This is a genomic window from Serratia sp. BIGb0163, from assembly GCF_024809935.1.
Classification (GTDB): Bacteria; Pseudomonadota; Gammaproteobacteria; order Enterobacterales; family Enterobacteriaceae; genus Serratia; species Serratia quinivorans.
Window position 1 is genome coordinate 159,356 of sequence record NZ_JANUDZ010000009.1, and the last position, 24,409, is coordinate 183,764.

Below are 24,409 nucleotides of genomic sequence, written 5' to 3' on the forward strand. Positions count from 1 at the left end.
GTCGTCCCCACCGGAAAATCACGCCTCGGCGAGGCAGCGTTCGATCGCCAGCGCCCAGCCCAGCAGCGCCTCGTCATGCAGCGGCAGCCCGGCCACCATCAGGCCCACTGGAGCCGTATCGGGCCGCTGGCAAGGAAGCGACAGCGCACAACCATCGAGGAAGTTGATCACCGAAGGGTTACGCAACGCGGCACCGTTGATACGGAAATAGGCGTCTTCATCCTCCTGCAGTTCGGCAATGGTCGGCGCAATAAAGGGCAGGGTTGGCATCAACAACGCGTCAAATTTTCCCACTGCCGCGGTCACTCGCCGTTGCCAATCGGCACGCTGCATCCGCAATTGCTGCAGATCCTGCTCATCGAGCAACTGGCCGCGACGAATACGTGACAGCACCCGTGGGTCATAGTCTTCGGCATGTTCGGCAATCAGCGGCTGGTGCCAGCGCCAGGACTCCAGCGCGGTGAAACCACCGGCGGCGTTGATCGCTGCCAGCTCGGCGAACTCATGACAGGGAATAAATTCAATCTGTGCCCCCGCCTGCACCAGCCGCTCCACGCTGAGATGAAAGGCGGCGGTGACTTCCTCATCCAGTCCATCCAGCACCAACGTTTGTGGCACGGCAAAGCGCGCCTGACTCAGCGTTTTCTGCTGCGGGTGCAGCGGCTGCTGGGCAATCACCGTATCCAGCGCGATGCAACCGGCAACGTCATGGGCAATCACGCCAATTGAATCCAGTGAGGGTGACAAGGGCAGCAAACCACGACTGCTGATGCGCCGGGCGGTAGGTTTATAACCGGTCAGGCCACAGAAGGCCGCCGGAATACGTACCGAACCGCCGGTATCGCTGCCTATCGCGCCAAAGCACATGCCGTCAGCCACCGCAACCGCCGCACCGGAAGACGAACCACCGGGAATACGGCCAGCAGGGCGATCCCAGGGATTGGCGGGCGTGCCGTAGTGGGGATTAATGCCAAGCCCCGAATAGGCAAACTCGGTCATGTTGGTTTTGCCGATCACTACCGCGCCAGCCTGCAACAACTGCGCCACCACTGCAGCGTGGTTGTTGGCTACCGGCGCATCGGCCAACACCCGCGAACCGGCAGCGGTGGCCTCCCCGGCGACATCAAACAGGTCTTTGACCGATACCGGCACACCGTCCAACGCCGACAGGGGCTTACCCGCCGCACGCCGTCGATCGGCAGTCAATGCCTGCTGCTGTGCCCAGTCGCTATAAACATGAGTAAAAGTGCGTGCGCCCTCCCCCTGTGGGTCGGCGATTTGCGCCAGAGCGGTGGCGGTCAGTTGCACAGCAGTGAATTCACCACTGGCCAACCCGGCGACGGCCTGCGCTAAAGTCAGTTTTTTCATCACGCCACCACCGGCAGTTCTATGCTGCGATAACCGTGGCTGATGGTACGTCCCAGCACTTCGTCCACCAGTTCCATACGAAACTCGACCGCCGGACGGATACCGCCAATCGCCGCGACCGTGCCACAGGCCATCGCCAGGCCATCTCGCGGCTGCGGGACCGTCAGCCCGCCCTCCGGCACCTGCTGACCACTCAAATAGCGATCCAGCAGATCGCCGGGAGTACGCAGACTGGCAAGGTAACCCTGCTGATAAAGCCGGAACTCACCGTTTTCTTTGATCCAGGATCGCAGGATCAATGAATCCCAGTGAGCAATCACTTCCCGTAGTGGCCAGGCGGCGCGGGCTACCGGTTTGACGCAGATTTGTTTGGACAGCGCGACGCTGTGCGCCTCCAGTTGGCGATCGGTATGATCTGAGGCCAGCGAAACAAACAGTTCACCCTGATGAGTGAAGATCAAAGGTTCCGCTTCGCCGGAGCTGGCATTGCCGATCACTTCAATGCAATCGCTCTGACTGAGCTGATTAGCCGCCACCCGATAAAATAGCGGGACTGCACTGGGTTGGGGCACGCCCAGCTCGGCCAACTCCCTAATATGGTGCAGAATGGCCTCGCGATCGCGGCCGGTCCAGCCGGCGATCACCAGATGATCAATCTCAACATCCAGCACCCCGGCCCCGCTGGATTCAGGTAAAGTGAAGGTCAGTCTCATGGCGTTTGTGTCCCCTTGGTTAAAATACTGTGAAATTTCACTATATCTTTAGCTACCAAATAAGCGATTTCCATGCCATGTTTTTGTGTACTATGTCTAAAAACTTTCTTCTTGCAGGAGCAGAACGTGATGAGCCTTGACGCAGAGAGCCAGGAACTCCCGACGGCAGAGGAAGCCGGAATGTCACTGAATGAACTGGCCTATCGGCGCTTTAAGCAGGCATTGGTGACGTTGAGTTATAAGCCTGGTGAATATCTCAATACCGCGCAGGTAATGAGTGAGCTGGATATGGGCAGAACGCCAATCAATCAGGCAATCCACCGGCTGGCCAATGAAGGGTTGTTACAGGTGATCCCGCGTAAAGGAGTGATGGTTTCGCCGCTGTCGATGGATGACGCACTGGAACTGATTGAAGTCCGACTGGCCAATGAAATGCTGTGTATGCGGCTGGCAAGCAAGCGAATTACCGAACCACAAGTCGCTGCACTGACGGCCCTCAATCAACAAATTGAAGCCGCCAGCCAGCGCCGTGACCGGGTGCAGATGATGACGCTGGACCACCAGTTCCACCAGCAGCTGGCGCAGATCGCCGGGAATAATATGCTGGCGGACATCCTGAGCGTGCTGCATGCCAGGGCGCAACGCTTTTGGGCCAGTACGCTGTCACGCGAAGGTCATATGCGAGAGGTGATCGAAGAACATCGAGCCATTATCGTTGCACTGGCCGCACAGGATGACGACGCAGCCGCCAATGCAGCAGAGGCGCACATTCTGTCTTTCCGCAGCGCGCTGCTGCATGAGGGCTGACACTCTTGAACTGCAAAGGGTCCGCCTAGATACCGTTTGTAATAAAATTGACTGAATATCAACAATTGACATTAGCGGAGTAGCAGCATCCCATGAAATTGAGTTATTAGGGTAATTAGCGGCGACAAAAGGGAAATGACACCTAAAGTCATTTCCCTTTATCCCTGTCAGCGACCGCCGGCGGCCTCGATAAAGCTGCCGGTGACGTAAGAAGCGGCATCGGACAGCAGCCAGGCGATGATTTCTGCCACCTCTTCCGGGGTACCGCCGCGTTGCATCGGCAGGCTGCTTTTTACCCGATCAACGCGCCCAGGCTCGCCGCCGCTGGCATGCATTTCGGTATAAATAAGCCCCGGCCGCACCGCGTTGACGCGAATGCCCTGCGCCGCCACCTCCAACGCCAGTCCGGTAGTTAGCGTGTCCACCGCCCCTTTAGAGGCGGCATAGTCGATGTATTCGCCCGGTGCGCCTAAGCGTGCTGCAGCGGAAGAGACATTGACGATCGCCCCGCCCTGGCCGCCATGACGATGCGCCATGCGCTTCACCGTCTCGCGGCAACAGAGAAAATAACCGGTAACGTTGGTGCTCAGCACCTTGTTGATGCGCTCGGCGGTCAGTTGCTCAATGCTCGACTGCTGAAACAGAATACCGGCATTGTTGACCAGAGCATCAATAGGCCCGAGGGTGGCATCCAGTTGGCTAAACATCGCCTGTACCTGGCTTTCATCGCCAATATCGGCACGCAGCGCCAGCGCCCGGCCGCCCAGTGATTCTATCTCCGCGACCACCTGTTGCGCCGCAGCTTCATTCTGCAGATAGTTAACGCCTACCGCATAACCCTGACGTGCCAGCAGTAGCGCCGTGGCGCGGCCAATTCCCCGGCTGGCGCCGGTGACCAATGCAACTTTAGTCATGTTGTTCCTTTCTTTGATTGGGAAGTCATAACCGGTAACTGGCGCTCGGCAAAGCTACCTCAGCCACCTTCTTCAACAGAGTATAGATATCCATGCTGCAGAATATCCAAGGGTATTTTTCCACTTGTTGCCCTTATTAAAATAAACCTTATAACTGCACCAAACGACGCAGCTGTTTTTTAATCCGTGGCTTTAAGCTTTTATAAAAAATCAGGGACTGCTCATGCTGAATATGCGGCAAAGGAGAAGAAATCTGGACGGGATGATTACCCCCTTGCGCGCCAACGTCGGAAGGCAGTATGACCAACACCAACAATAAAATTGCGCCTGTACAGGTAACCGCCATTGAAAAGTTGTCGACACGCATTTTTCCTACCCTGATGATTTGTGCAGGAATCAGCGTAATCGAAATATATCGACGCTCCCTTAACGCCAAATTAATCCCAGATTAAGGTTTGCTTAAGAACGATGGTGCAAAAAGGATGACGCCGTTGTCTTCCCATGAGGGTTGTAGTTATATAGCCGCCAGCGTCGTGACATAAACCGGATACCCCGTGAACATATTGTTAGTGGAAGACGATCTGCAATTGGGCAAGGCCCTGTGCCGGGCACTAGAACTGGCGGGTTTTGAGCTATGCTGGGTGCGGCTGGTGCATGATGCTCAAACCAGGCTCTCACAGGGCAGTTTCGATTTAATGCTGTTAGACCTGACCCTGCCAGACGGGGATGGATTAAAAAAACTGGTCGAGTGGCGGGCCGCCGGACAAAATATCCCGATCATTATTCTGACCGCACGCGACCGTATCGAAAGCCTGGTCAATAGCCTGGACTCCGGCGCGGACGACTTTCTGGCCAAACCTTTCGCCTTGCCTGAGTTGATATCCCGCGTGAAGGCGGTGAACCGCCGCATGGCCGGGTTTGCCTCCCAAACCTGGAGCCTGGGCAATCTGTATCTGGACCCAATTAATCACCAGGTGACGCTGGATGACGAACTTCTGCTGTTATCGAAAAAGGAGTATCGGCTGCTGCATGAACTGATGCGCTGCGCCGGCACCGTGGTGCGTAAAACCGCACTGGAGCAGAGTCTGTTCGGCCATGGCGACAGCGTGGAAAGTAATTCTCTGGAGGTGCATATGCATAACTTGCGGCGCAAGATTGGCAAGGAAAAAATTATCACCGTGCGTGGCATCGGTTATTTATTAAAAAAAGAGACTCTGGGATGATAAGTTTTAAATCCTTTTTTATGCGCACCATTATTTTCCAGGTTTTAGCTATATTATTGCTCTGGGGCGCATTGATTGGTTGGGTAAAATATTCATATTATCCCGATGCGGAAAAGTATTTAGATAATCAGCAACGCATTGTCGCCCGGGGTATCGCCAATATTCTTGATAAGACAGATGTTAGCAACCGCAGTTATCTTGAGGTGATTAAAGATATCGAAGTCATGTATATCGACTCGATCAAAAACGGCATGCAGGATGAAATAGACTATCGCCCGCTATTTGTGGTTTACGATAGCAACAACCAAATGCTTTACGCCTCACCGTCACAGGAAAAACCGCTGTTCCTGCCGCCGTCGGTGCTGTCCGGCACCATCAGCTACGCCAATGTGAAGTGGCATATTGCCGGCAGTTGGAGCGATAAACAGCAATTTAGGGTGATCGTCGGCGAATCCTTTGACAACCGCACCACTATTTTCGGCAATCCGGCGGAAAGCACCGCGATCCCGTTGTTGGTCACTCTGGCAGCCATCATTGTCACTTTGCTGTTTACCGCCTATCTCAGCCTGCGGCCACTGCGACAAATTGCCAGAATGATCTCTGACCGCAAGCCCGGTACTCTGTCTCCGATCAATGCGGCCGAACAATATCAAGAAATCCGGCCAATCGTTTTGGAAATCAATAAGCTGATGTCGCGCATCGATGCTGCCAACCAACGTGAAAAGCGTTTTATGGCCGATGCGGCGCATGAGCTGCGCACCCCGATCGCCGCCGTACTGGCACAGCTGCACCTGTTGACCCAGGTGGCGGATAAAACCGAACGTCAGGAAATCATTGAAGACATGCAGCATGGGTTGGATCGCGCCGCATCGCTTTCGCGCCAACTGATTGATCTGGCCAAACTGGAGTCGGAAGACTTCCCACTGAAGATTGAAACGGTGAATATCCACGCGGAAATCGGCAAATGCATTGCCCAGCACGTGCCCTATGCGCTGGAGAAGAACGTCGAACTTTCGCTGGATGGCAGTGAAAATGTGATGATTGATACCGATCGTCACTCGCTGATTACCATTTTTACCAACCTGTTGGAAAACGCCATCAAATACGCGCCTGACGGTGGCCGAATCGAAGTCAACATCCGTTCGCTATCGCCACTGGGTTGCTATATTACTGTGCGAGACAATGGCCCCGGTATTAACCCTGAATACCACAAACGGTTATTCGAACGTTTTTATCGCGTGCCAGGTACTCTGCAGGTCGGCAGCGGTCTGGGGCTGGCGATTGCCAAAAATCTGGCGGATAAAATCGGTGCGCAACTGCGGGTAGCCGAAGGGCTTGATGAACGCGGCATCGGGTTTGTTATTGATCTACCGGAGAACTATCTGGTGTCATCGGAGAGTTAAGCCAACATCGCCCAGCCAATTTTACTGCAACGGCATCCGCTTGATTTGCTGTGGCAAACAAATGGGCAAACTGCGGTTTGCCCATAAGTATATAATAGCTATCCGGCAATGCGGATCACCGAGCGGACGTCGCTTTTCTTGTTCAGATCCCACACTTCCGCGATCTCGGATAAGCCATGCTCCTGAGTCTCGACCGAAATCTGCCCGGTGGCCGCCAACGCCAGGATCTCACTGGCATATCTCTGCATCTCAGCCGCCGATGGGAAATTGCCGGTGCCGCTACCCATAATCTGCAGTTGGTTACTGCGCAATACTGCCGCCGGCAAGCGAATGTCCGGCCCTGCCATCGACCCAACATTAACCAAGCGAATACCGCGCCCTCCGGCGTAGGAAGACAGGTCATGGTTGTTCAGCGTGGCCAGCAGCGCTTCGGTCGCCTTACCCCAGATGTAATCGACTATCACCTGATATCCGTTCGGCCCTGCGGCAGCAGCGAAAGCCTGGGTTAGCGCATCCCCTTCCAAACTGAGATCCACCGTAGCATCGACATCCAACGTATCCAGCACGCTCTGCCGACGGCCGGCTGCAACAATGCGCCCTGCACCCGCCTGACGAGCCGCCGCCACCGCCAGCTTGCCCGAGGTGCCGGTCGCGCCAATAATCAGTACCGTTTCACCCGCCTGAAGCTCGGCACGCCAGTGCAGCGGCAGCCAGGCAGCGAATGCCGGGTTGATCAAGGCGGCGGCGGTAGCATCATCCACACCAGCCGGTACCGGCACGGTCCAGGAAGCGACGGTACGCTCAGCCAGAGCACCGTGCGGCTGTCGGAAAGAGGCGAAATAAACCCGCTGGCCGTCCGGTGTATAACCAACACCATCGGTTCCGGGCACGATCGGCAACGCCTTCGGGCTGGAATAATGGGTTCCCGCCACCATGGCGCGATCCAGTTGTTTGATACCGGCTACGCTCACCTCGATCAGCGTCTCCCCTTCCCTGGCTACCGGCTCATCCACATTACCCGCCACCGGCGCTTGACCTAACACGTTGACAATTGCAGCTCTCATCATTATTGCTCCATATATCGTTCGGGTACCCTGCGGCGACAATAGAAAAGGACACTGCATAATGCAGTGTCCCCTGATAGTACGCTTTGCCGAACGTGTTATTGATATTGACTAAAATCAGAACCGCCAGGTCACGGACAGATTGCCCTCTAACGAATTGCTGCCCTGACGGAACAGCTCGCTGGAAAGGCCGGCCCCGACGGAAACATCTTTAGTAAGCTGATATTGCACACCCGCCTGCGCGGCCAATCCATCACGACCGGCCAACTTGCTTTCGCTATCAAAAGCAGAGGCGTCATAACCGACGAATTGAGCACGCTGAGTGACATTGTTGCTCAGCAGCTCATGCTGCCAGCCAAGGCGCAGGGTGGCGGACAAAGCCTGTGGCCCCTGGTACAACGCTTCTACGCCCAGCGTGCTTTGCAGTGAATCGGCATAATGGCCTTTAATCTGCATCGGCAAGGTACCAGACCCGGACTCTTTAATTGTACGATGCCTGCTGGCGGTATAATCCAGTGCCGCCAACGGGCCGAAGCTGAACGACTCGGTTAACGCAAAATGATAGCCGCCGCCCAGGGCTAATGAACCGTTCCACGACGTCCAGTCGCTCTTGCTGGTGCCACTCACGCCGGCAACATCAAATTGACGCTTCATATGATTATCCTCAGCCCCTACACGACCCAGGCCATAGGCAAACGGCCCGGCCATGGGATCCTGCGCGAAGCTGAACTGCAGACCGACATCAAATGACGTGCTGTGTGCACGCGCCCGATCGGCGCTTTTGGCATTGACCGTTTGCCCACCAACCGCCGCGTGGAAGCCGGTTGTCAGCCCCGGCACCAGGACATTGCGTTTCTCCGCGCCGAACAGCACGCCATAGCGCGATGCGTTGTAACCGGTGATGTTGGCCGCATTACGCTGCCAGGTGCCACCGCCGTAAGGCAGGGCAAAACTGATCCAATCCTGCTCGTCGCCCATTGGAGCCAACGTCAAATTGCGCTCCGGCGCCGTCAACGCTCGGGTTAATTGGCGTTCGCGATCGAATGACGCCTGAATCAGGCTGTTATAGGCCGACGGCTCCAGCTGCGCCAAAGCGCCGCTCACCTGCTTGCCATCAGGGGTGGAAAAATCCAGCGCGGTCAGCAACGGCCGCATATCATTACCCGCCCTCGCCGCCGCACGGGCCAACGCCAGCCCGACGTTTCGCTCATTAGCACTCTGCGCATACTGGCTGTAGGCAGATGCACCACGGGTCGCACTGATTTGATATTCTCCAGCCGCCAATGGCGCTGTACTGAAACTCAGCGTCGGTGACTGCGTCTGCACGCTGACTTGATCGAACTCGCCGCTGACCTGTCCCAGTTGCAGCAGCGAAGCGCTGTTCAACTGCCAGTCTGAGGCATACCAGCCTTTTACCGGCATCAGCGTCAGGGCACCGTCCAGACTGGATGTGCCACTGATTGACACCTGATCTCCGCGCCCCAGGCTGTCGAACATCAGTTGCAAACGCCCCTGCGGCCCCTGCTGGTAATCACCAATGATAGCAACCTGGCCAAAAGGCGAACCGGTCGTCAGCAAGCCATTATTGGTGAACAACCCGGCATCCGACAGCGCATAACGGCTGTTGCCTGCCAACTGGGCCCCCGGATCAATATCCACGCTATACACCTGATGCTCGCCATTCAGGGTGGTTTTGCCCCCTTCGGCCACCAGAGCCAAATTATCCTTACCGCGAATGTTGCCGTTATAGGTGAAATCAAAGCCACTATCCGCCGCAGCGGTCACCTGCCCCAACCCATCCGGTTGCAGACCGAAGGTTAAACGGGTGAGCCGAGCCTGATTATTTTCGTCCCATTGCGCATAATCAGAAATAATATCACCCTGAATATCGGCGCCGCGCATCACGTTAATCGCGCCGGCCAGCGCATTCACCGACTGGTAAATAGCCGCTTTGGCCCCCTTTAACGAGCCGGTGATATCGAAACTGGACACCAATGGTCCCGCCATGTCTTCGGACTGATCGGTGCCGCCCACCAGCCAAATATATGAACCCCGATATTCACTCTCATTGCCCAGCAGGTTGTTGCCGAAATCCAACCGGGCGGCGACGCCTTCTTTGCCGGTCGCCTCCAGGCTGCCGCGCTGGAGAATCCTGTGGTTATCTCCGTAGGCCACCAATAAACCGGTGCCGTAATCACCGTTGGCCTGTACCCGGGTACCCGGTGCGATGGTCAGCGTATTGCCCGCACCGTCAACCCGAATACCGGCGGCGGCAACGCCGTCGGCCAGTAAGTCACCGCGTTGCTCCACCCGGTTATTACTGCCGTAAATGTGCAACCCGACACCGCGGGCGGCGGTATTGGCCTGGCCGTCGAGATACGCAGTTCCTGCGGCATTGCGCGCGAAATACCCCAGCTGATTAACCACATCCAGGCCACTGCCGTACACAGAGCGACCAAAGAAGTTACGGCGATCGATGTCGTATCCCATGTCTTGCAACACCGCCAGTTCGGCTTCCATCATGGAGGTGTAGTTGCGGTAGTCTTGATGGCTCATCAGACTGCGGTCCAGCTCACTGTGGGACATGTAATCATCATCCAGACTGCCATCCTCAAAGAGGATTCGCACAGGAACTCCCGGCATAGCACCGGCCAGCACCTCTTTGACGTGACTGCCGGCAAAATAGCCCTGGTCTTTGCGCACGTCAAAGCCTGAAGGATCGTCCGGCCCCTCGCATCCTTTGCATAAAATAGCCTGCCCTGGCCGTGCCGGATTACCGTTGTCGTCAAACAGGTGTGATGTCCAGCTGCCCTGCGTCGGACCGAACTGGGTCACGCCATCATCCGGCACGCCGGCGCTGGTGCTAATCCCTAACGCATGGGCAAGCTCATGAAATAGGGTGACTTCCAGATCAAAGCGGGAATCGGTCGGGACCTGCGCAGGCGCGGCCTGTACCGGGGTAAAGTTCAGTTTACCGATGCTGACGAAGGCGTGAGCGCCACTGTCCAACTCACCCGCATCCTGGCCTTGCAATACCGCCTGAAGTTGGGTCAGGCTGAAAGGGGCTTCGCTAACATCAGGGCTCAATGCTCCGGCATTCTGTTCATCAAAAGTACCGATATTGATCACCCCGGGCAATTCGCCGGGCTTGGGTTTAATGATATCGGCCCAGCGCTGCGCCGCACTGATCACCTGGGCCTTTTGTCCGGCATCCAGTGTCCAGGATGAGCGCTGAGGCCCATCCTCATCCGTAAAATAACTGCCGTCGGGGGGAGCGTAAAAATTCAGTTTAAATACCGTTTGTCCGCTGTGATTACGGACTTCATAACTCTCAACCGCCTGCGCGGAACAGAAGGGTAAAGCCGCAATGATTGCGATAGCCAACCTTTTCATAGAGCACTCCTTGTGAGTCAATCTTCCCTGCAAAATATTTTGCTGAGATCAATTTAATCACCAGGGTTTAAACGGAATGTATACCGGATGAAGTCTTAAACCAGGTTGAGAATAAACTGCGCAGAGCTGCACAATAAATAAAAAAACATCAAAAATATAAGCAAGAAAAGTATGGGTTAAAGGGCAAAAAAAAGCAGCGCATGATGCGCTGCTTTTTAAACACCGGACTACAGAAGAGCTTATTCGTATTCGCTCATCGGCACGCAGGAACAGAACAGGTTACGGTCGCCGTACACATCATCCAGACGCTTCACGCTCGGCCAGTATTTGTTCTCACGCACACCGGCGATAGGGAACACAGCCAGCTCACGACTATAGGCATGCTGCCAGTCGCTGACCAGTTCCGCCTGAATGTGCGGCGCGTTCACCAGCGGGTTGTCTTCCAACGGCCATTCACCTTTTGCCACCCGGTCGATCTCGCTGCGGATAGCCAGCATCGCGTCGATAAAGCGATCCAGCTCCACTTTGCTCTCCGATTCGGTAGGTTCAACCATCAGCGTGCCCGCTACCGGGAACGACATGGTCGGCGCATGGAAACCGTAGTCAATCAGACGTTTGGCAATATCCATTTCGCTGATGCCGGTCTCTTCTTTCAGCGGACGAATGTCGAGAATACATTCATGCGCCACGCGGTGATCGCGGCCGGTATACAGCACCGGGTAAGCGTCCTTCAGGCGGGTCGCAATGTAGTTGGCATTAAGAATTGCCACCTGGCTCGCCTGTTTCAGCCCTTCCGCGCCCATCATGCGGATATACATCCAGCTGATTGGCAGAATAGAAGCGCTGCCGAACGGCGCAGCGGAAACCGCACCCTGCTGAGTGAGCACACCGTCGATCTGCACTACGCTGTGGCCTGGAACGAAGGGTGCCAAATGCGCTTTAACGCCGATTGGCCCCATGCCTGGACCGCCGCCGCCGTGCGGGATACAGAAGGTTTTATGCAGGTTAAGGTGTGAGACATCCGCACCGATATAACCTGGCGTAGTGATGCCCACCTGAGCATTCATGTTGGCGCCGTCGAGGTACACCTGGCCGCCGAACTGATGAACGATTTGGCACACTTCACGGATAGTTTCTTCATACACGCCGTGGGTCGACGGGTAAGTCACCATGATACAAGACAGCGCTTCACCCGCTTGCTCTGCCTTGACGCGCAGATCGTGCAGATCGATGTTGCCGTTCTTGTCGCAGGCCACCACCACCACGCTCATTCCTGCCATTTGGGCAGAAGCCGGGTTAGTACCGTGTGCGGAGCTTGGGATCAGGCAGATATGACGGCCGGATTCGTTACGGCTTTCATGGTAATGGCGGATCGCCAGCAACCCGGCATATTCACCCTGCGCGCCGGAGTTAGGCTGCATGCAAACCGCGTCGTAACCGGTCAATTGCACCAGCCACTGTGACAACTGGCCGATCATCTGCTGATAGCCTGCAGCCTGCTCTGGCGGGCAGAACGGGTGCAGCTCGGAGAATTCAGGCCAGGTAATCGGGATCATTTCCGCCGCGGCGTTCAGCTTCATGGTGCAAGAGCCGAGCGGGATCATCGCCTGGTTAAGCGCCAGATCCTTGCGCTCCAGACGGTGCATATAACGCATCATCTCGGTTTCGCTGTGGTAACTGTTGAATACCGGGTGCGTCAGGATCGGATCCTTACGCAGCATGCCCGCCGGGATCGACTGGCTATTTTTGCTTACCGCCGCGTCCAGCGCGTCGATGTCCAGACCGTGATTGTCGCCCACCAGCAGGGCGAACAAAGTCTGCACGTCTTCACGTGAGGTGGCTTCGTCCAGCGTGATACCCACCGCACCGTGAATGTCGGTACGCAGGTTGATACCAAAGCTCAATGCGCGTTCCAGCACCGCGGCCTTGTCTTTCACTTCCACCGTCAGGGTGTCGAACCAGGTTTTGTGGCGCAATTGCAGACCGGCCTGTTGCAGCCCGGCTGCCAGAATGTCGGTCAGGCGATGGATACGCCCGGCAATGCGCTGCAGGCCCTGTGGGCCATGGTACACCGCGTACAGGCTGGCGATGTTGGCCAGCAGCACCTGCGAGGTACAGATATTCGAGTTGGCTTTTTCACGACGGATATGTTGTTCACGGGTTTGCATCGCCATGCGCAGCGCGGTGTTACCAGCGGCATCGCGGGAAACACCGATGATGCGGCCCGGCATCGAACGTTTGAATTCGTCACGGCAGGCGAAGAAGGCGGCGTGTGGGCCACCGTAGCCCATCGGCACGCCAAAGCGCTGCGCGGAGCCGAACACCACGTCGGCGCCCTGTTTGCCCGGTGCGGTCAACAGCACCAGCGCCATAATGTCGGCAGCCACGCTGGTGCCGATTTTACGGTTTTTCAGTTCCGCCAGCAGTGCGCTGTAATCGTGCAATTCACCGGTCGTGCCAACCTGTTGCAGCAGCACGCCAAACACGCCCTGCAGTTCCAGCACCTTCTCGGCTTTATCTACAATGACTTCAAAACCGAAGGTGGCGGCGCGGGTACGTACTACGTCCAGCGTCTGCGGATGTACGTCGTCAGCCACGAAGAAGCGGTTAGCGTCTTTCAGCTTGCTGGCGCGTTTGGCCAACGCCATCGCTTCGGCTGCTGCGGTTGCTTCGTCCAGCAATGAAGCGGATGCCAGATCCAGACCGGTCAGATCAAGAGTTACGGTCTGGAAGTTCAACAGCGCCTCAAGACGGCCCTGTGACACTTCCGGCTGATAAGGAGTATAAGCGGTATACCAGCCCGGGTTTTCCAGCATGTTACGCAGGATCACCGGCGGCGTCAGCACTGCGCTGTAGCCCATACCGATATAGGATTTGTAGCGCTGATTCTGCGAGGCAATCGCCTTCAGTTCGGCCAGCGCCTGATGTTCAGTGGCCGCATCACCCACCGGCGGCGGCGCAGGCAGTTGAATATCTGCCGGCACAATCTGTTGGATCAGCGCGTTGAGCGAACGTGCGCCCACCGCTTCCAGCAACTGCTGCTGTTGCTGCGCAGAAGAGCCGATATGACGTTCGATGAACGCTTCGCTGTGTTCAAGTTGGCTGAGTGTCTGAGTCATTGCTACAAATTCCTGAATGCTTACGGGGTACGGGACATAGCCTGTTCTGTAACTAAAACGCCCCGACCAATAGGCCTGGGGCGTTGCAACGGTTACTCGTCGATAGAAGCCTGATAAGCCGCGGCGTCCAGCAGCTTCGCCAGTTCGCCTTCGTCTGAGGCTTTAATCTGGAACAGGAAGCCTTCAGCGTATGGTCCGCTGTTGACCAGCTCCGGAGAACTTTCCAGTTCGCCGTTTACCGCAACGATTTCGCCGCTGATTGGCGCGTAAATGTCAGAGGCCGCCTTGACGGACTCCGCCACGGCGCAGTCTTCACCGGCGGCAACGGTACGGCCTACTTCCGGCAGATCGACAAATACCATATCGCCCAGCAGTTCCTGCGCGTGTTCGGTGATGCCCACGGTGTAAACGCCGTTACCTTCTGAACGAACCCACTCATGGGAAGATGCATACTTCAATTCTGTTGGCACATTGCTCATCGCCAGCTACTCCTTCGAAGAAATAAAGAATCAATAAACAAAAAATTAATTAGTCAGTGGCTTACCGGCACGCACGAATCCAGGTTTGGTGACCTTGACCGGCATTTCACGGTTGCGGATCTGCACGATGGCCTGCTCACCGATACCGGCGGGCACGCGGGCCAGGGCAATACTGAAGCCCAGGGTCGGTGAGAATGAACCGCTGGTGATAATCCCTTCATGCGTCTGACCTGCTTCATCGGTGAATCGCACCGGCAGCTCATTACGTAATACGCCTTTTTCCGTCATGATCAAGCCGACCAGTTGCTCGGTACCCATTTCACGCTGTTTTTCCAGCGCCTCACGGCCAATAAACTGACGGTCTTCCGGCAGCCAGGCAATGGTCCAGCCCATGTTGGCGGCCAGCGGCGAAACGCCTTCGTCCATTTCTTGCCCGTACAGGTTCATGCCGGCCTCCAGACGCAGCGTGTCGCGTGCGCCCAGGCCGGCAGGCTTCACACCTGCTGCCAGCAGTTTTTGCCAGAAATCGACCACCTGCTCTTTCGGCAGGGCGATTTCATAGCCCGCTTCGCCGGTATAACCGGTGGTGGCAATAAACAGATCCCCGGCCTGTACGCCGAAGAATGGCTTCATGCCTTCAACCGCGCTTTTTTGTTCCGGGGTAAATAAGGTGGCGGCGCGCTCTTTGGCCTGTGGGCCCTGCACCGCAACCAGCGCCAGATCGTCACGCACCGTCAGGGCTACGCCGTAAGGGGCTGCGTGCTCTTCGATCCAGGCCAGGTCTTTTTCGCGTGTGGCGGAGTTCACCACCAGGCGGAAATAGTCTTCAGTAAGGAAGTAAACAATCAGGTCGTCGATCACACCGCCGGACGCATTCAGCATACCGGTGTATAACGCTTTGCCAGGTTGAGTGAGCTTGGCGACGTCGTTCGCCAGCAGGTAACGCAGGAACTCGCGGGTGCGGGCACCGCGCAGATCCACAATGGTCATGTGGGAGACGTCGAACATACCGGCATCCTGACGCACGGCGTGGTGCTCATCGATCTGGGAGCCGTAATGCAGCGGCATCATCCAGCCATGAAAATCTACCATGCGCGCACCGCACGCCACGTGCTGGTCGTACAGTGGGGTTTGCTTTGCCATCTTTTCCCTCATTTCACTCAGAAGCTGAAGATAGGGTGCTGCTACGCAATACATCAGATAATGGCTCGCGGCCGGATTGCGTGGCGCACTGACTGCCCAACAGAAACGCTGCGCCGAAACGTGCAAAAACTGCGGCTAACCGCCGCGACGCAAACGATACCTTTGTCCTGACGTTATCACCGAACGACCCCATTAACCATAAGATAAAATAGGCTTGGCGTCGTTCAGGGCCAGTAAAATGCCGGGCTAGTGTGCAGAGTTTTTGACTGGAAAAATGCGCTTTAAGGCACAAAACCAACAATTAAAGCACCAAAAATCCGAAGTTATATAACAAACCCACGGCCGTATACGGAATTTCGACTTTTGATAACCGAACATGGAATTAGAAAAACTAATGGCAAAACCAGCCTGGAATTAGATTATTTCAAATGAAGGGTTATATAAGAAAAATCTATGGGTATAAGGCGCAGGGCTGCGCCTTCGGGAGCGATGATAATGCGAGGAAAATAAGGCAGAGAGGTCTGGCGACCTCCCTCAGACAGCGGTCAGGCCAGCCATTCTGGCAGATCATTGAGGCCCATCGCCTGACGCACCAACCTGGGCTTCACGCCCGGCAGGCTATCGGCCAGGCGTAGCCCGACATCACGCAGCAGCTTCTTCGCCGGATGGTTGCCGTCAAACAGTTCTCGGAACCCCTGCATGCTGGCCAGCATGACCGCCGCGCCGTGTTTGCGGCGGCGCTCGTAACGACGTAGATACAGATGTTGGCCAATATCCTTGCCCTGACGTTGCAGACGACGCAGTTCGGCAATCAACTCGGCGGCGTCCATAAAGCCCAGGTTCACCCCTTGCCCTGCCAGCGGATGCACGGTATGCGCTGCATCACCTACCAGCGCCAGCCGGTGCGCGGCAAAGCTGCGGGCGTAACGCCCGGTCAGGGGGAAGGTCTGACGTTCACTTTCCACCGTGCAGGCACCGAGGCGCAGGTCAAAAGCCATCGCCAGCTCACGGTTAAACTGTTCCGGCTCCAGTTGCTTCAGCCGTTCTGCCTCCTCCGGCGCCACCGACCAAACGATCGAGCTTAAATGCGGATCGCTGAACGGCAGAAACGCCAGAATGCCATCGCCGTGGAACACCTGCCGCGCCGTCGCCAAATGCGGTTCTTCGGTGCGAATGGTGGCCACCAGTGCATGGTGGCGATAATCCCAGAAGGTTAGCGGAATATCGGCATGCTGACGCAGCCAGGAATGGGCGCCATCGGCACCAATGACCAACCGGGCGGTCAGCATGCGGCCATCTTCCAGGGTGATAAAAGCGTCGTTTTCGCCCCAGGCCACCTGCTTGAGCGCCGCCGGAGTCATCAGCGTGACGTCGCTCAGGCTTTCCGCCCGTTTCCACAATGCCTGCTGGATCACCGAGTTCTCGATGATATGACCGAGATGACTGAAGCCGCACTCGTCACCACGAAAGGCTATTTTACCGAAGCTGTCGCGATCCCAAACTTCCATCGCGTTATAGGCGCTGGCGCGCAGGTTGAGGATCTCGTCCCACACGCCAATATGCTGCAGCAGGCGCTCGCTGGCGGCATTGATAGCGGAAACGCGCAGTTCCGGTTGTGGTTGCGGCGGCGTCATATCCGGTTGCTGATGTTCCAGCACCGCAACGCGCAGACCGCTGCCCTGCAAACCACAGGCCAGAGCCAGCCCCACCATACCGCCGCCGGCGATAACCACGTCAAATGATTGCATGCTGCTTAATTTCCTTAAATGACTCGCTGTGCCATTGCCCAGCGTTTTGGGCGCAGCACGCTACGCCCCTGCTCATACACCGCTTAGCGATCGACCCAGCCCAAAGTGCGCTTGGCAAAGGCGTCTCGCACCGCCGGTAACCGGGCCATCGCCATCAGGCCCAGATTGCGACCGACCACCAGGGGGCCATAGCGATTGGCGAACAGCCGGATCAGGCCGTCGGTCACGCCGATGGTCGCCTGCTGATCTTGCTGCCGCCGTTGTTGGTAACGCCCCAACAGCGCATAGCCACCGGGATCTTCTCCGGCCTGCTGCGCCTCGGCCAGGGTTTCCGCCAGCGACATCACGTCACGCAGGCCGAGATTGAACCCCTGCCCGGCGATCGGGTGCAGCGTTTGCGCGGCATTGCCCACCAGTGCCAGGCGATGGCTGACATGCTGATTGGCGGTCAATAGGCTGAGCGGATAGCTGTGACGTTTCCCGGCGCGAAGGATGCGCCCCAGACGCCAGCCAAATGCCTGCTGCAACTCACTGATAAAACGTTCGTCGTCCCAGACGTCAACCTGCTCGCGATCTTCACGCGCATGGCACCACACCAGTGAGCTGCGTCCCTGAGACATCGGCAATAATGCCAGCGGCCCGTACCGGGTGAAGCGTTCAAAAGCGCGCCCCTGCGGATGCTCGGCGGTGGTGACGTTGGCGATGGTAGCAAACTGCGGATAGTCGCTTTGCTGCCACTGCACATTGCAAGCCTGTGCCAGCGCCGAACGCGAGCCGTCTGCCGCCACCAGCAGTTTCCCGCTGATGCGTTGACCGTTATCCAGCAGCACTTCGGCCTGCTCCGCGGTGCGCACCACATCGACCACTCGGGCCGGACAGTGCAGCGTAACGCCGGGGGCCTTGGCCAGCAGCGCAAACAGCCGTTGCCCTGCGTCGTGCAGCTCAATCACCTGCCCCAACGCGTCAACCTGATAATCCTGCGCGTGCAAATTAACGAACCCGGCGTGGCCGCGATCGCTAACGTGCACCTGGGTGATGGCCGTCGCACAGTCACGCAGCGCCGGCCAAACGCCGATGCGCGTCAACTGCTGACAGGTGCCCTGCGCCAGGGCAATGGCGCGGGCGTCAAATCCCGGATGGCTGCGGTCGTCCGGTCGGGTCGCTTCGACCAGATCAACCGCCAATCGTCCCTGAGTAAGCGATGAAATGGCCAACGCCAAAGTCGCGCCCGCCATACCGCCGCCAACGATGATTACACTCATGCTATTACCTTGCCGCCGCCATCAGTGCTTCGATGGCGTCAGCGTCTTTCACTACGCCGGCAGTCAGGTTCTCAATACCGGTCGCGGTGATCAGGATGTCGTCTTCAATACGAATGCCCATGCCGCGATATTCTTCCGGCACGTCGGCATCCGGCGCAATGTACAGCCCCGGTTCAACCGTCAGCACCATACCCGGCTCCAGCGTACGGTCGCGATCCGGCGTGCCGTAATGGCCGACATCATGTACATCCAGCCCCAACCAGTGGCCAAGGCCATGCATATAGAACGGACGGTGGGCCTGCTCGGCAATCAACTGCTCTACTTCGCCTTTCAGGATCCCCAGCTCTACCATCCCGGTAATCATAATGCGCACCACCTCATCATTCACCACACGGATGCTGATGCCCGGCTTGAACATCTCCAGCGCCCGCGTCAGTGACGCCAGCACGATGTCATACACCGCGCGCTGCGGTCGGCTGAATTTGCCGTTGACCGGGAAGGTACGGGTGATGTCACCGGCATAGCCTTTAAACTCACAGCCGGCGTCGATCAACACCAGATCGCCATCGCGCAATTCGCTTTCGTTTTCGGTGTAATGCAGGATGCAGGCGTTGTCTCCACCACCGACGATGGTGTTGTAGGACGGGGAGCGGGCACCCAGGCGGGTAAACTCATGATGAATTTCCGCCTCGAGCTGATATTCGAACATCCCGGGACGGCATTTCTCCATCGCGCGGGTATGGGCCAGCGCACTAATTTCACCTGCGCGGCGCATGATAACCATCTCTTCGGACGACTTGAACAGGCGCATTTCATGCAGCCACGGACGCCAATCGGTCAGGGTCGCCGGTGCCTGAAGGTTCTGACGGAAGCCTTTACGTAGCTTGTCCAGCGCGTCGAACACTATTTTATCGGCATAGGTGTACTGGCCCTGTGCGTGGTAAACCACGTCCAGGCCATTAAGCAACAGAGGCAATTGATCATTGATTTCATTGAACGGCAGAGCGCGGTCCACACTCAGCTTCGCCGGAGCGGCATCCTGGCCCAGACGGCGGCCAAACCAGGTTTCCGCCGCCAGATCGCGCACCCGGTTGAACAGCACGCTGTGGTTATGCGTCTCGTCACTTTTCACCAGAATCAGCACCGCTTCCGGCTCGTTAAAACCGGTCAGGTACCAGAAATCGCTGTTCTGACGGTAAGGATATTCAGTATCGGCACTGCGCGTCGCTTCCGGCGCAGAGAAAATAATCGCCGCGCTGGCCGGAGCCATTTTAGCCAACAGCGCCTGACGGCGGCTGTTGAATTCCTGCTGAGTCATCACCTTCTCCTGAAATCAATCTGCCTGTGCTCACGGCCTTAAGGACGTGAAATCGGGTATTTAGTGCAAGGTCGGTTTGGCATTTTCCGGTGCCGTCGGCTTGCGGCGGGTAAATTCGGTGTGGCACAAAATGGCCGCCATCCGCACATACTCCACCACTTCCTCCAGAGAGTGCTCAAGCTCTTCCTGGTCTTCGTCTTCTTCATAACCGAGTTGGGCGATATTGCGCAGATCGTCGATCGCCTCACCCACCTCGTCTTTCACCTGAGCCAGTTTCGGCTGCATCATGCCGAGCCCGAGCAGGAAATGGTTCACCCAACCGCTCAGCGCGTCGGCGCGATCAAACACGCTGACCGTCTCGCCTTCCGGCATCATCAGTTGGAACATGAAATCGTCGTCTTCCAGCGTTTCACGCGTAATTTCATGAAGTTGCTGAAGTGGCAAGCTTAGCGCCTGCGGGAAGGCCACGCCTTCGTTAGTCAGATCATAGACCAGCGATTGCCAGCCGGCGTCGCGGCTGCCACCGCACAACAGGCCACTGATCAGGCCGTGCATTTCTGCAGCGGTCAACGCCACCGCTTGCTGGTTGAGGGCAAGGGTCAAAGATTGGTAACTTGGAAATGTATTCTGTATAGACATGCGTATTCGTCATCGTTGGCAGGATAAGTTCGTGTTATGCTACCACCAAGGTCCGTCGCTGTACCAGATAAGCACGACACCTCAGTGGCTAGTTATAATCGTGATGTGCCAGATCTCACACACTGCCGGCAGGGAACAAAATGAAGCTAAATACGCATTTTGAAACCCTTTTTTGACTGGTAATGTCTGTCGCAGTAGATTACAACCAGGTACTGAAAAAGGGGTTGTATCTTGGTACCGAGGTATATATAGTGGCGCCCGCTTTGGACAGCCCGGTAAGGGCAGGTTGAGGCTGGCGCGAAATTTAGGCAGGAAGGTGGCATGTCTGCACAACCAGTAGATATTCAAATTTTTGGTCGCTCTTTAAGAGTCAATTGCCCGCCAGAACAACAAGATGCGTTGAACATGGCAGCGGTCGATCTTAACGAACGGTTGCAAGATCTTAAAGTTCGCACTAGAGTCACAAATACTGAGCAGCTCGTTTTCATCGCGGCATTAAATGTTTGTCACGAACTTGCTCAAGAACGGTTGAAAACCCGTGATTATGCGTCCAATATGGAACAACGCATTCGCATGCTACAACAGACCATTGAACAGGCTTTGCTTGAACAGGGTCGCATCTCTGAACGTCAGGATGCACAATTCGAATAACTTAAGTTGCTGAAATTCAAGGTTTCGGCAATGAGTAAAAAATTTCTCTGAGATGTTCGCCAGCGGGCCAGTCCCCTGAGCCGATATTTAGTACCAACAGAATGTGATGATCCGCGATCGGTGTGCATGCTCGGCCCGCCGAGAAGCCTTAAGATTGCGACAGCACGTTCACCTTGAACCATGGGTTCAAGGGTTACAGCCTGCGACGGCATCTCGGAGATTCCCCCTTCCTCAGCGGTAAGTGTGCTGACTATGTCTTTTCAAGCCCAGTATGCCCAGCAGCGGCAGAACATCCGTAACCAAATCCGTCAGCGTCGACGCGCCCTAACCTCTGAACAACAAAATAACTTTGCTCTGCAAACTGCCGAACGTATCGCTACGCATCCGCGCATCCAGGCGGCACACAGCATTGCAGTATTTTTGTCGTTTGACGGTGAGTTGGATACCCGTCCGCTGATTGAACGGTTATGGCAACAGGCTAAGCAAGTCTACCTGCCGGTGTTGCACCCGTTTAGCCCCGGCAACCTGCTGTTCCTGCGTTACACTCCGGAAACGCCGCTGGTTAACAACCGTTTCAATATCCTTGAGCCACAGCTCGATGTGCGCAACGTCTTGCCGGTCGGATCACTCGACGTGGTGCTGACGCCATTGGTGGCGTTTGACAGCTCGGGCCAGCGTTTGGGGATGGGCGGCGGTTTTTACGATCGCACTCTGCAAAACTGGCAGCATCTCGGCCCCTACCCTATCGGGTTGGCGCATGACTGCCAGCAGGTGGAACAGTTGCCGGTGGAGCATTGGGATATCCCGCTGCCGGAAATCATTACCCCATCTCAAAATTGGACATGGCAGATAGCCAAATAGAAAAGGCCGGAAAAATCCGGCCTTTTTGTCACCGCGTATTCAATCAGAGCAGCAGGCGAGCACGGATAGTGCCGTCAATAGCCTTCATGCGTTGCAGTGCAGCATCAGCACGTTCGGTTTCCGCTTCGATATCGATAACCACGTAGCCGATTTCCGGACCGGTTTGCAGGTACTGCGCGGCGATGTTCACCCCTTCTTCAGCGAAGATCTGGTTAATCTGCGTCAGTACACCAGGACGGTTTTCATGGATGTGCAGCAGACGGCTGGCATTAGGGCCATGCGCCGGCAGTGATACTTCCGGGAAGTTAACCGCCGACAGGGTCGAACCGTTGTCGGAGTATTTCGCCAGCTTACCGGCCACTTCGTCACCGATGTTCTCCTGCGCTTCCTGCGTAGAACCGCCAATGTGCGGAGTCAGGATCACGTTGTCGAACTCGCACAACGGTGAGATGAACGGCTCACTGTTGGTCGCAGGTTCTTCCGGGAAGACGTCGATCGCCGCACCGGCCAAATGCTTGCTGGCCAGGACTTTGCACAATTCTGGAATATCCACCACGGTACCGCGCGAGGCGTTGATCAGAATCGAGCCTGGCTTCATCAACGCCAGCTCTTCTGCGCCCATCATATTCTTGGTCGACAGGGTTTCCGGCACGTGCAGCGTCACTACGTCGCTCATATTGAGCAGATCGGACAGGTGGCGCACCTGCTGGGCATTACCCAACGGCAGCTTGTTCTCGATATCGTAGAAGAACACTTTCATGCCCAGGCCTTCGGCCAGGATACCCAGTTGGGTGCCGATATGGCCGTAGCCAATAATCCCCAGCTTCTTGCCGCGCGCTTCAAACGAGCCGACGGCCAGTTTCTGCCATTCGCCACGGTGCGCTTTGGCGTTGGCGGACGGAATGCCGCGCAACATCAGCAGCAGTTCGCCCAGCACCATTTCAGCCACGGATCGGGTATTAGAGAAAGGTGCGTTAAACACCGGGACGCCGCGTTTGGTCGCCGCCTTCAAATCAACCTGGTTAGTGCCGATACAGAAACAGCCAACCGCCACCAGCTTCTCTGCGGCAGCGAAAACCTCTTCAGTCAGATTTGTGCGCGATCGGATACCGACGAAGTGAGCATCGCGAATCGATGCCTTAAGCGATTCGGTGTCTAACGCACCTTTGTGATATTCAATGTTGGTATATCCGGCTGCCAGCAGATTATCTACCGTGCTCTGATGAACCCCTTCCACCAACAGGAATTTAATCCTGTCTTTCTCCAATGATACTTTTGCCATTTACCCGACCCTATGTTCAGACTTCAGAAGCGGCTGTTGTGAAACAGCACGCATCCAACATAACAAAAATATCGCGGGCGGCAATACAAACGATTGCCCGCCCGTCAGTACAAGGCTCAGCGTTGTTGGTGGTTTCTGGCAGAAAATGCCATAGGGAAAGAAATAGACAGAAGCTTCGTGGAGCTATCGCTCGCAATGTGACATATGTCACCAAATTTGACGCTTTTAATAAAAGATATTTTAACCAGTGAATTATGCGGCCTGGTGGGATCCAAGACCGCATACCTGTAGCGGCACTACATTACTCGACAACCTTCACGCCGTCAGGCGTACCTACCAGCGCCACATCGGCACCCCGGTTGGCGAACAGACCCACGGTCACCACACCGGCGATGCCGTTGATTTTGTTTTCCAGCGCAATGGCGTCCATGATACTCAGGTTATGCACATCGAGGATCACGTTGCCGTTATCGGTCAGGACATTCTGACGATACTCCGGCAGCCCGCCCAGCTTGACCAGCTCACGCGCTACGTAAGAACGTGCCATCGGGATGACTTCTACCGGCAGAGGGAATTTACCCAACACATCGACCTGTTTGCTGGAATCGACAATACAGATAAATTTGCGCGCGATAGCGGCAATGATTTTTTCACGCGTCAGCGCAGCGCCGCCGCCTTTGATCATCTGCATATGGCGGTTGATTTCATCCGCGCCGTCGACATAAATATCCAGTGAATCCACTTCATTGCTGTCGAAAACGTGGATACCGAGGCTTTTCAGCTTGGCGGTAGAGGCGTCAGAGCTGGACACCGCCCCTTCAATCTGGTGCTTGATCGAGCCGAGCGCGTCAATAAAGTGGGCGGCGGTCGAGCCAGTGCCGACCCCAACGATGGTGCCCGGGGTAACGTAATCCAGTGCTGCCCAGCCAACCGCTTTTTTCAGTTCATCCTGCGTCATAATATGTCCATTGCCTCTGTACGAAAACGTGTGCGTATTATAGGGTAAATCGCTATTTTTCACT

General features: G+C 56.2%; 20 protein-coding genes and 1 other RNA gene. 6 read left to right on the plus strand and 15 right to left on the minus strand.

The window, feature by feature from the left end:
- Positions 1-18: 18 nt before the first annotated feature.
- A complete protein-coding gene (locus M2406_RS23645) occupies positions 19-1,368 on the minus strand; it encodes an amidase (RefSeq protein WP_259191610.1) in 1,350 nt (449 codons plus the stop codon).
- Complete coding sequence (locus M2406_RS23650; RefSeq protein WP_012146607.1) at positions 1,368-2,081, minus strand: DUF2848 domain-containing protein; 714 nt, start codon at positions 2,079-2,081, stop codon at positions 1,368-1,370. The genes M2406_RS23645 and M2406_RS23650 overlap by 1 nt, the downstream gene beginning before the upstream one ends.
- A 129-nt stretch (positions 2,082-2,210) precedes the next feature.
- Between M2406_RS23650 and M2406_RS23655 the strand changes: the two genes are divergently transcribed.
- Positions 2,211-2,888 (plus strand): GntR family transcriptional regulator, encoded by a 678-nt coding sequence (locus tag M2406_RS23655; protein WP_259191612.1) that lies wholly within the window; start codon positions 2,211-2,213, stop codon positions 2,886-2,888.
- A 167-nt stretch (positions 2,889-3,055) separates the two neighbouring features.
- On the opposite strand, the gene M2406_RS23660 is transcribed toward M2406_RS23655, so the two are convergent.
- Both M2406_RS23660 and M2406_RS23665 read right to left on the minus strand, forming a co-directional pair.
- Positions 3,056-3,802 (minus strand): SDR family oxidoreductase, encoded by a 747-nt coding sequence (locus tag M2406_RS23660; RefSeq protein WP_112363189.1) that lies wholly within the window; start codon positions 3,800-3,802, stop codon positions 3,056-3,058.
- 148 nt (positions 3,803-3,950) lie between these two features.
- Positions 3,951-4,169 (minus strand): hypothetical protein, encoded by a 219-nt coding sequence (locus M2406_RS23665; RefSeq protein WP_115183882.1) that lies wholly within the window; start codon positions 4,167-4,169, stop codon positions 3,951-3,953.
- Positions 4,170-4,356: 187 nt separating this feature from the next.
- Here M2406_RS23665 and M2406_RS23670 point away from each other — a divergent pair, with 187 nt between their 5' ends.
- Together M2406_RS23670 and M2406_RS23675 are read left to right on the plus strand one after the other, a co-directional pair.
- Positions 4,357-5,025: a response regulator gene (locus M2406_RS23670; protein ID WP_017893868.1), complete on the plus strand. Its 669-nt coding sequence runs from the start codon at positions 4,357-4,359 to the stop codon at positions 5,023-5,025.
- Positions 5,022-6,428, plus strand: a complete 1,407-nt coding sequence (locus M2406_RS23675) for a HAMP domain-containing sensor histidine kinase (protein ID WP_135344952.1) — start codon at positions 5,022-5,024, stop codon at positions 6,426-6,428. The genes M2406_RS23670 and M2406_RS23675 overlap by 4 nt, the downstream gene beginning before the upstream one ends.
- A 98-nt stretch (positions 6,429-6,526) precedes the next feature.
- On the opposite strand, the gene M2406_RS23680 is transcribed toward M2406_RS23675, so the two are convergent.
- The 9 genes from M2406_RS23680 to M2406_RS23720 form a co-directional block, all read right to left on the minus strand.
- On the minus strand, positions 6,527-7,492 hold the full coding sequence (locus tag M2406_RS23680) for a zinc-binding alcohol dehydrogenase family protein (RefSeq protein WP_310473643.1): 966 nt from the start codon (positions 7,490-7,492) through the stop codon (positions 6,527-6,529).
- 117 nt (positions 7,493-7,609) lie between these two features.
- Entirely contained in the window at positions 7,610-10,885 is a 3,276-nt protein-coding gene (locus M2406_RS23685; protein WP_259191619.1) for an autotransporter domain-containing protein, read from the minus strand.
- A gap of 239 nt (positions 10,886-11,124) precedes the next feature.
- The gene (gene gcvP, locus M2406_RS23690) at positions 11,125-14,004 is read right to left on the minus strand and encodes an aminomethyl-transferring glycine dehydrogenase (RefSeq protein ID WP_259191622.1); all 2,880 of its coding nucleotides are present in this window, start codon (positions 14,002-14,004) and stop codon (positions 11,125-11,127) included.
- 92 nt (positions 14,005-14,096) lie between these two features.
- Complete coding sequence (gene gcvH, locus M2406_RS23695) at positions 14,097-14,483, minus strand: glycine cleavage system protein GcvH (protein WP_115183879.1); 387 nt, start codon at positions 14,481-14,483, stop codon at positions 14,097-14,099.
- Positions 14,484-14,528: 45 nt separating this feature from the next.
- Positions 14,529-15,626: a glycine cleavage system aminomethyltransferase GcvT gene (gene gcvT, locus M2406_RS23700; protein ID WP_012146618.1), complete on the minus strand. Its 1,098-nt coding sequence runs from the start codon at positions 15,624-15,626 to the stop codon at positions 14,529-14,531.
- Positions 15,627-16,171: 545 nt separating this feature from the next.
- Positions 16,172-17,374: an FAD-dependent 2-octaprenylphenol hydroxylase gene (gene ubiI / locus M2406_RS23705; protein ID WP_012146619.1), complete on the minus strand. Its 1,203-nt coding sequence runs from the start codon at positions 17,372-17,374 to the stop codon at positions 16,172-16,174.
- Between the two features lie 83 nt (positions 17,375-17,457).
- A complete protein-coding gene (ubiH, locus tag M2406_RS23710) occupies positions 17,458-18,636 on the minus strand; it encodes a 2-octaprenyl-6-methoxyphenyl hydroxylase (RefSeq protein WP_259191625.1) in 1,179 nt (392 codons plus the stop codon).
- A 4-nt stretch (positions 18,637-18,640) separates the two neighbouring features.
- Positions 18,641-19,954, minus strand: coding sequence for a Xaa-Pro aminopeptidase (pepP, locus tag M2406_RS23715; RefSeq protein WP_259191626.1), 1,314 nt, complete (start codon positions 19,952-19,954; stop codon positions 18,641-18,643).
- Positions 19,955-20,014: 60 nt separating this feature from the next.
- A complete protein-coding gene (locus M2406_RS23720) occupies positions 20,015-20,593 on the minus strand; it encodes a YecA family protein (protein WP_012146622.1) in 579 nt (192 codons plus the stop codon).
- Between the two features lie 321 nt (positions 20,594-20,914).
- Here M2406_RS23720 and zapA point away from each other — a divergent pair, with 321 nt between their 5' ends.
- The 3 genes from zapA to M2406_RS23735 all read left to right on the plus strand — a co-directional run bounded on the left by zapA (position 20,915) and on the right by M2406_RS23735 (position 22,105).
- Positions 20,915-21,244, plus strand: a complete 330-nt coding sequence (gene zapA / locus M2406_RS23725; protein ID WP_012146623.1) for a cell division protein ZapA — start codon at positions 20,915-20,917, stop codon at positions 21,242-21,244.
- Between the two features lie 41 nt (positions 21,245-21,285).
- Positions 21,286-21,468, plus strand: a non-coding RNA gene (ssrS, locus tag M2406_RS23730) — 6S RNA.
- Positions 21,469-21,496: 28 nt separating this feature from the next.
- Positions 21,497-22,105 (plus strand): 5-formyltetrahydrofolate cyclo-ligase, encoded by a 609-nt coding sequence (locus M2406_RS23735; RefSeq protein WP_041418696.1) that lies wholly within the window; start codon positions 21,497-21,499, stop codon positions 22,103-22,105.
- Between the two features lie 43 nt (positions 22,106-22,148).
- Here M2406_RS23735 and serA read toward each other — a convergent pair whose 3' ends face one another.
- Together serA and rpiA are read right to left on the minus strand one after the other, a co-directional pair.
- Entirely contained in the window at positions 22,149-23,387 is a 1,239-nt protein-coding gene (gene serA / locus M2406_RS23740) for a phosphoglycerate dehydrogenase (protein WP_012146625.1), read from the minus strand.
- 301 nt (positions 23,388-23,688) lie between these two features.
- On the minus strand, positions 23,689-24,345 hold the full coding sequence (rpiA, locus tag M2406_RS23745; protein ID WP_017893879.1) for a ribose-5-phosphate isomerase RpiA: 657 nt from the start codon (positions 24,343-24,345) through the stop codon (positions 23,689-23,691).
- Positions 24,346-24,409 lie beyond the last annotated feature (64 nt).

Bases quoted from the DNA above. Each gene is read 5' to 3' on its own strand.
- M2406_RS23645 (WP_259191610.1), bottom strand. From the start codon at position 1,368: ATGAAAAAACTGACTTTAGCGCAGGCCGTCGCCGGGTTGGCCAGTGGT.
- M2406_RS23650 (WP_012146607.1), bottom strand. From the start codon at position 2,081: ATGAGACTGACCTTCACTTTACCTGAATCCAGCGGGGCCGGGGTGCTG.
- M2406_RS23655 (WP_259191612.1), top strand. From the start codon at position 2,211: ATGAGCCTTGACGCAGAGAGCCAGGAACTCCCGACGGCAGAGGAAGCC.
- M2406_RS23660 (WP_112363189.1), bottom strand. From the start codon at position 3,802: ATGACTAAAGTTGCATTGGTCACCGGCGCCAGCCGGGGAATTGGCCGC.
- M2406_RS23665 (WP_115183882.1), bottom strand. From the start codon at position 4,169: ATGCGTGTCGACAACTTTTCAATGGCGGTTACCTGTACAGGCGCAATT.
- M2406_RS23675 (WP_135344952.1), top strand. From the start codon at position 5,022: ATGATAAGTTTTAAATCCTTTTTTATGCGCACCATTATTTTCCAGGTT.
- M2406_RS23680 (WP_310473643.1), bottom strand. From the start codon at position 7,492: ATGAGAGCTGCAATTGTCAACGTGTTAGGTCAAGCGCCGGTGGCGGGT.
- M2406_RS23685 (WP_259191619.1), bottom strand. From the start codon at position 10,885: ATGAAAAGGTTGGCTATCGCAATCATTGCGGCTTTACCCTTCTGTTCC.
- gcvP (WP_259191622.1), bottom strand. From the start codon at position 14,004: ATGACTCAGACACTCAGCCAACTTGAACACAGCGAAGCGTTCATCGAA.
- gcvH (WP_115183879.1), bottom strand. From the start codon at position 14,483: ATGAGCAATGTGCCAACAGAATTGAAGTATGCATCTTCCCATGAGTGG.
- gcvT (WP_012146618.1), bottom strand. From the start codon at position 15,626: ATGGCAAAGCAAACCCCACTGTACGACCAGCACGTGGCGTGCGGTGCG.
- ubiI (WP_012146619.1), bottom strand. From the start codon at position 17,374: ATGCAATCATTTGACGTGGTTATCGCCGGCGGCGGTATGGTGGGGCTG.
- ubiH (WP_259191625.1), bottom strand. From the start codon at position 18,636: ATGAGTGTAATCATCGTTGGCGGCGGTATGGCGGGCGCGACTTTGGCG.
- pepP (WP_259191626.1), bottom strand. From the start codon at position 19,954: ATGACTCAGCAGGAATTCAACAGCCGCCGTCAGGCGCTGTTGGCTAAA.
- M2406_RS23720 (WP_012146622.1), bottom strand. From the start codon at position 20,593: ATGTCTATACAGAATACATTTCCAAGTTACCAATCTTTGACCCTTGCC.
- zapA (WP_012146623.1), top strand. From the start codon at position 20,915: ATGTCTGCACAACCAGTAGATATTCAAATTTTTGGTCGCTCTTTAAGA.
- M2406_RS23735 (WP_041418696.1), top strand. From the start codon at position 21,497: ATGTCTTTTCAAGCCCAGTATGCCCAGCAGCGGCAGAACATCCGTAAC.
- serA (WP_012146625.1), bottom strand. From the start codon at position 23,387: ATGGCAAAAGTATCATTGGAGAAAGACAGGATTAAATTCCTGTTGGTG.
- rpiA (WP_017893879.1), bottom strand. From the start codon at position 24,345: ATGACGCAGGATGAACTGAAAAAAGCGGTTGGCTGGGCAGCACTGGAT.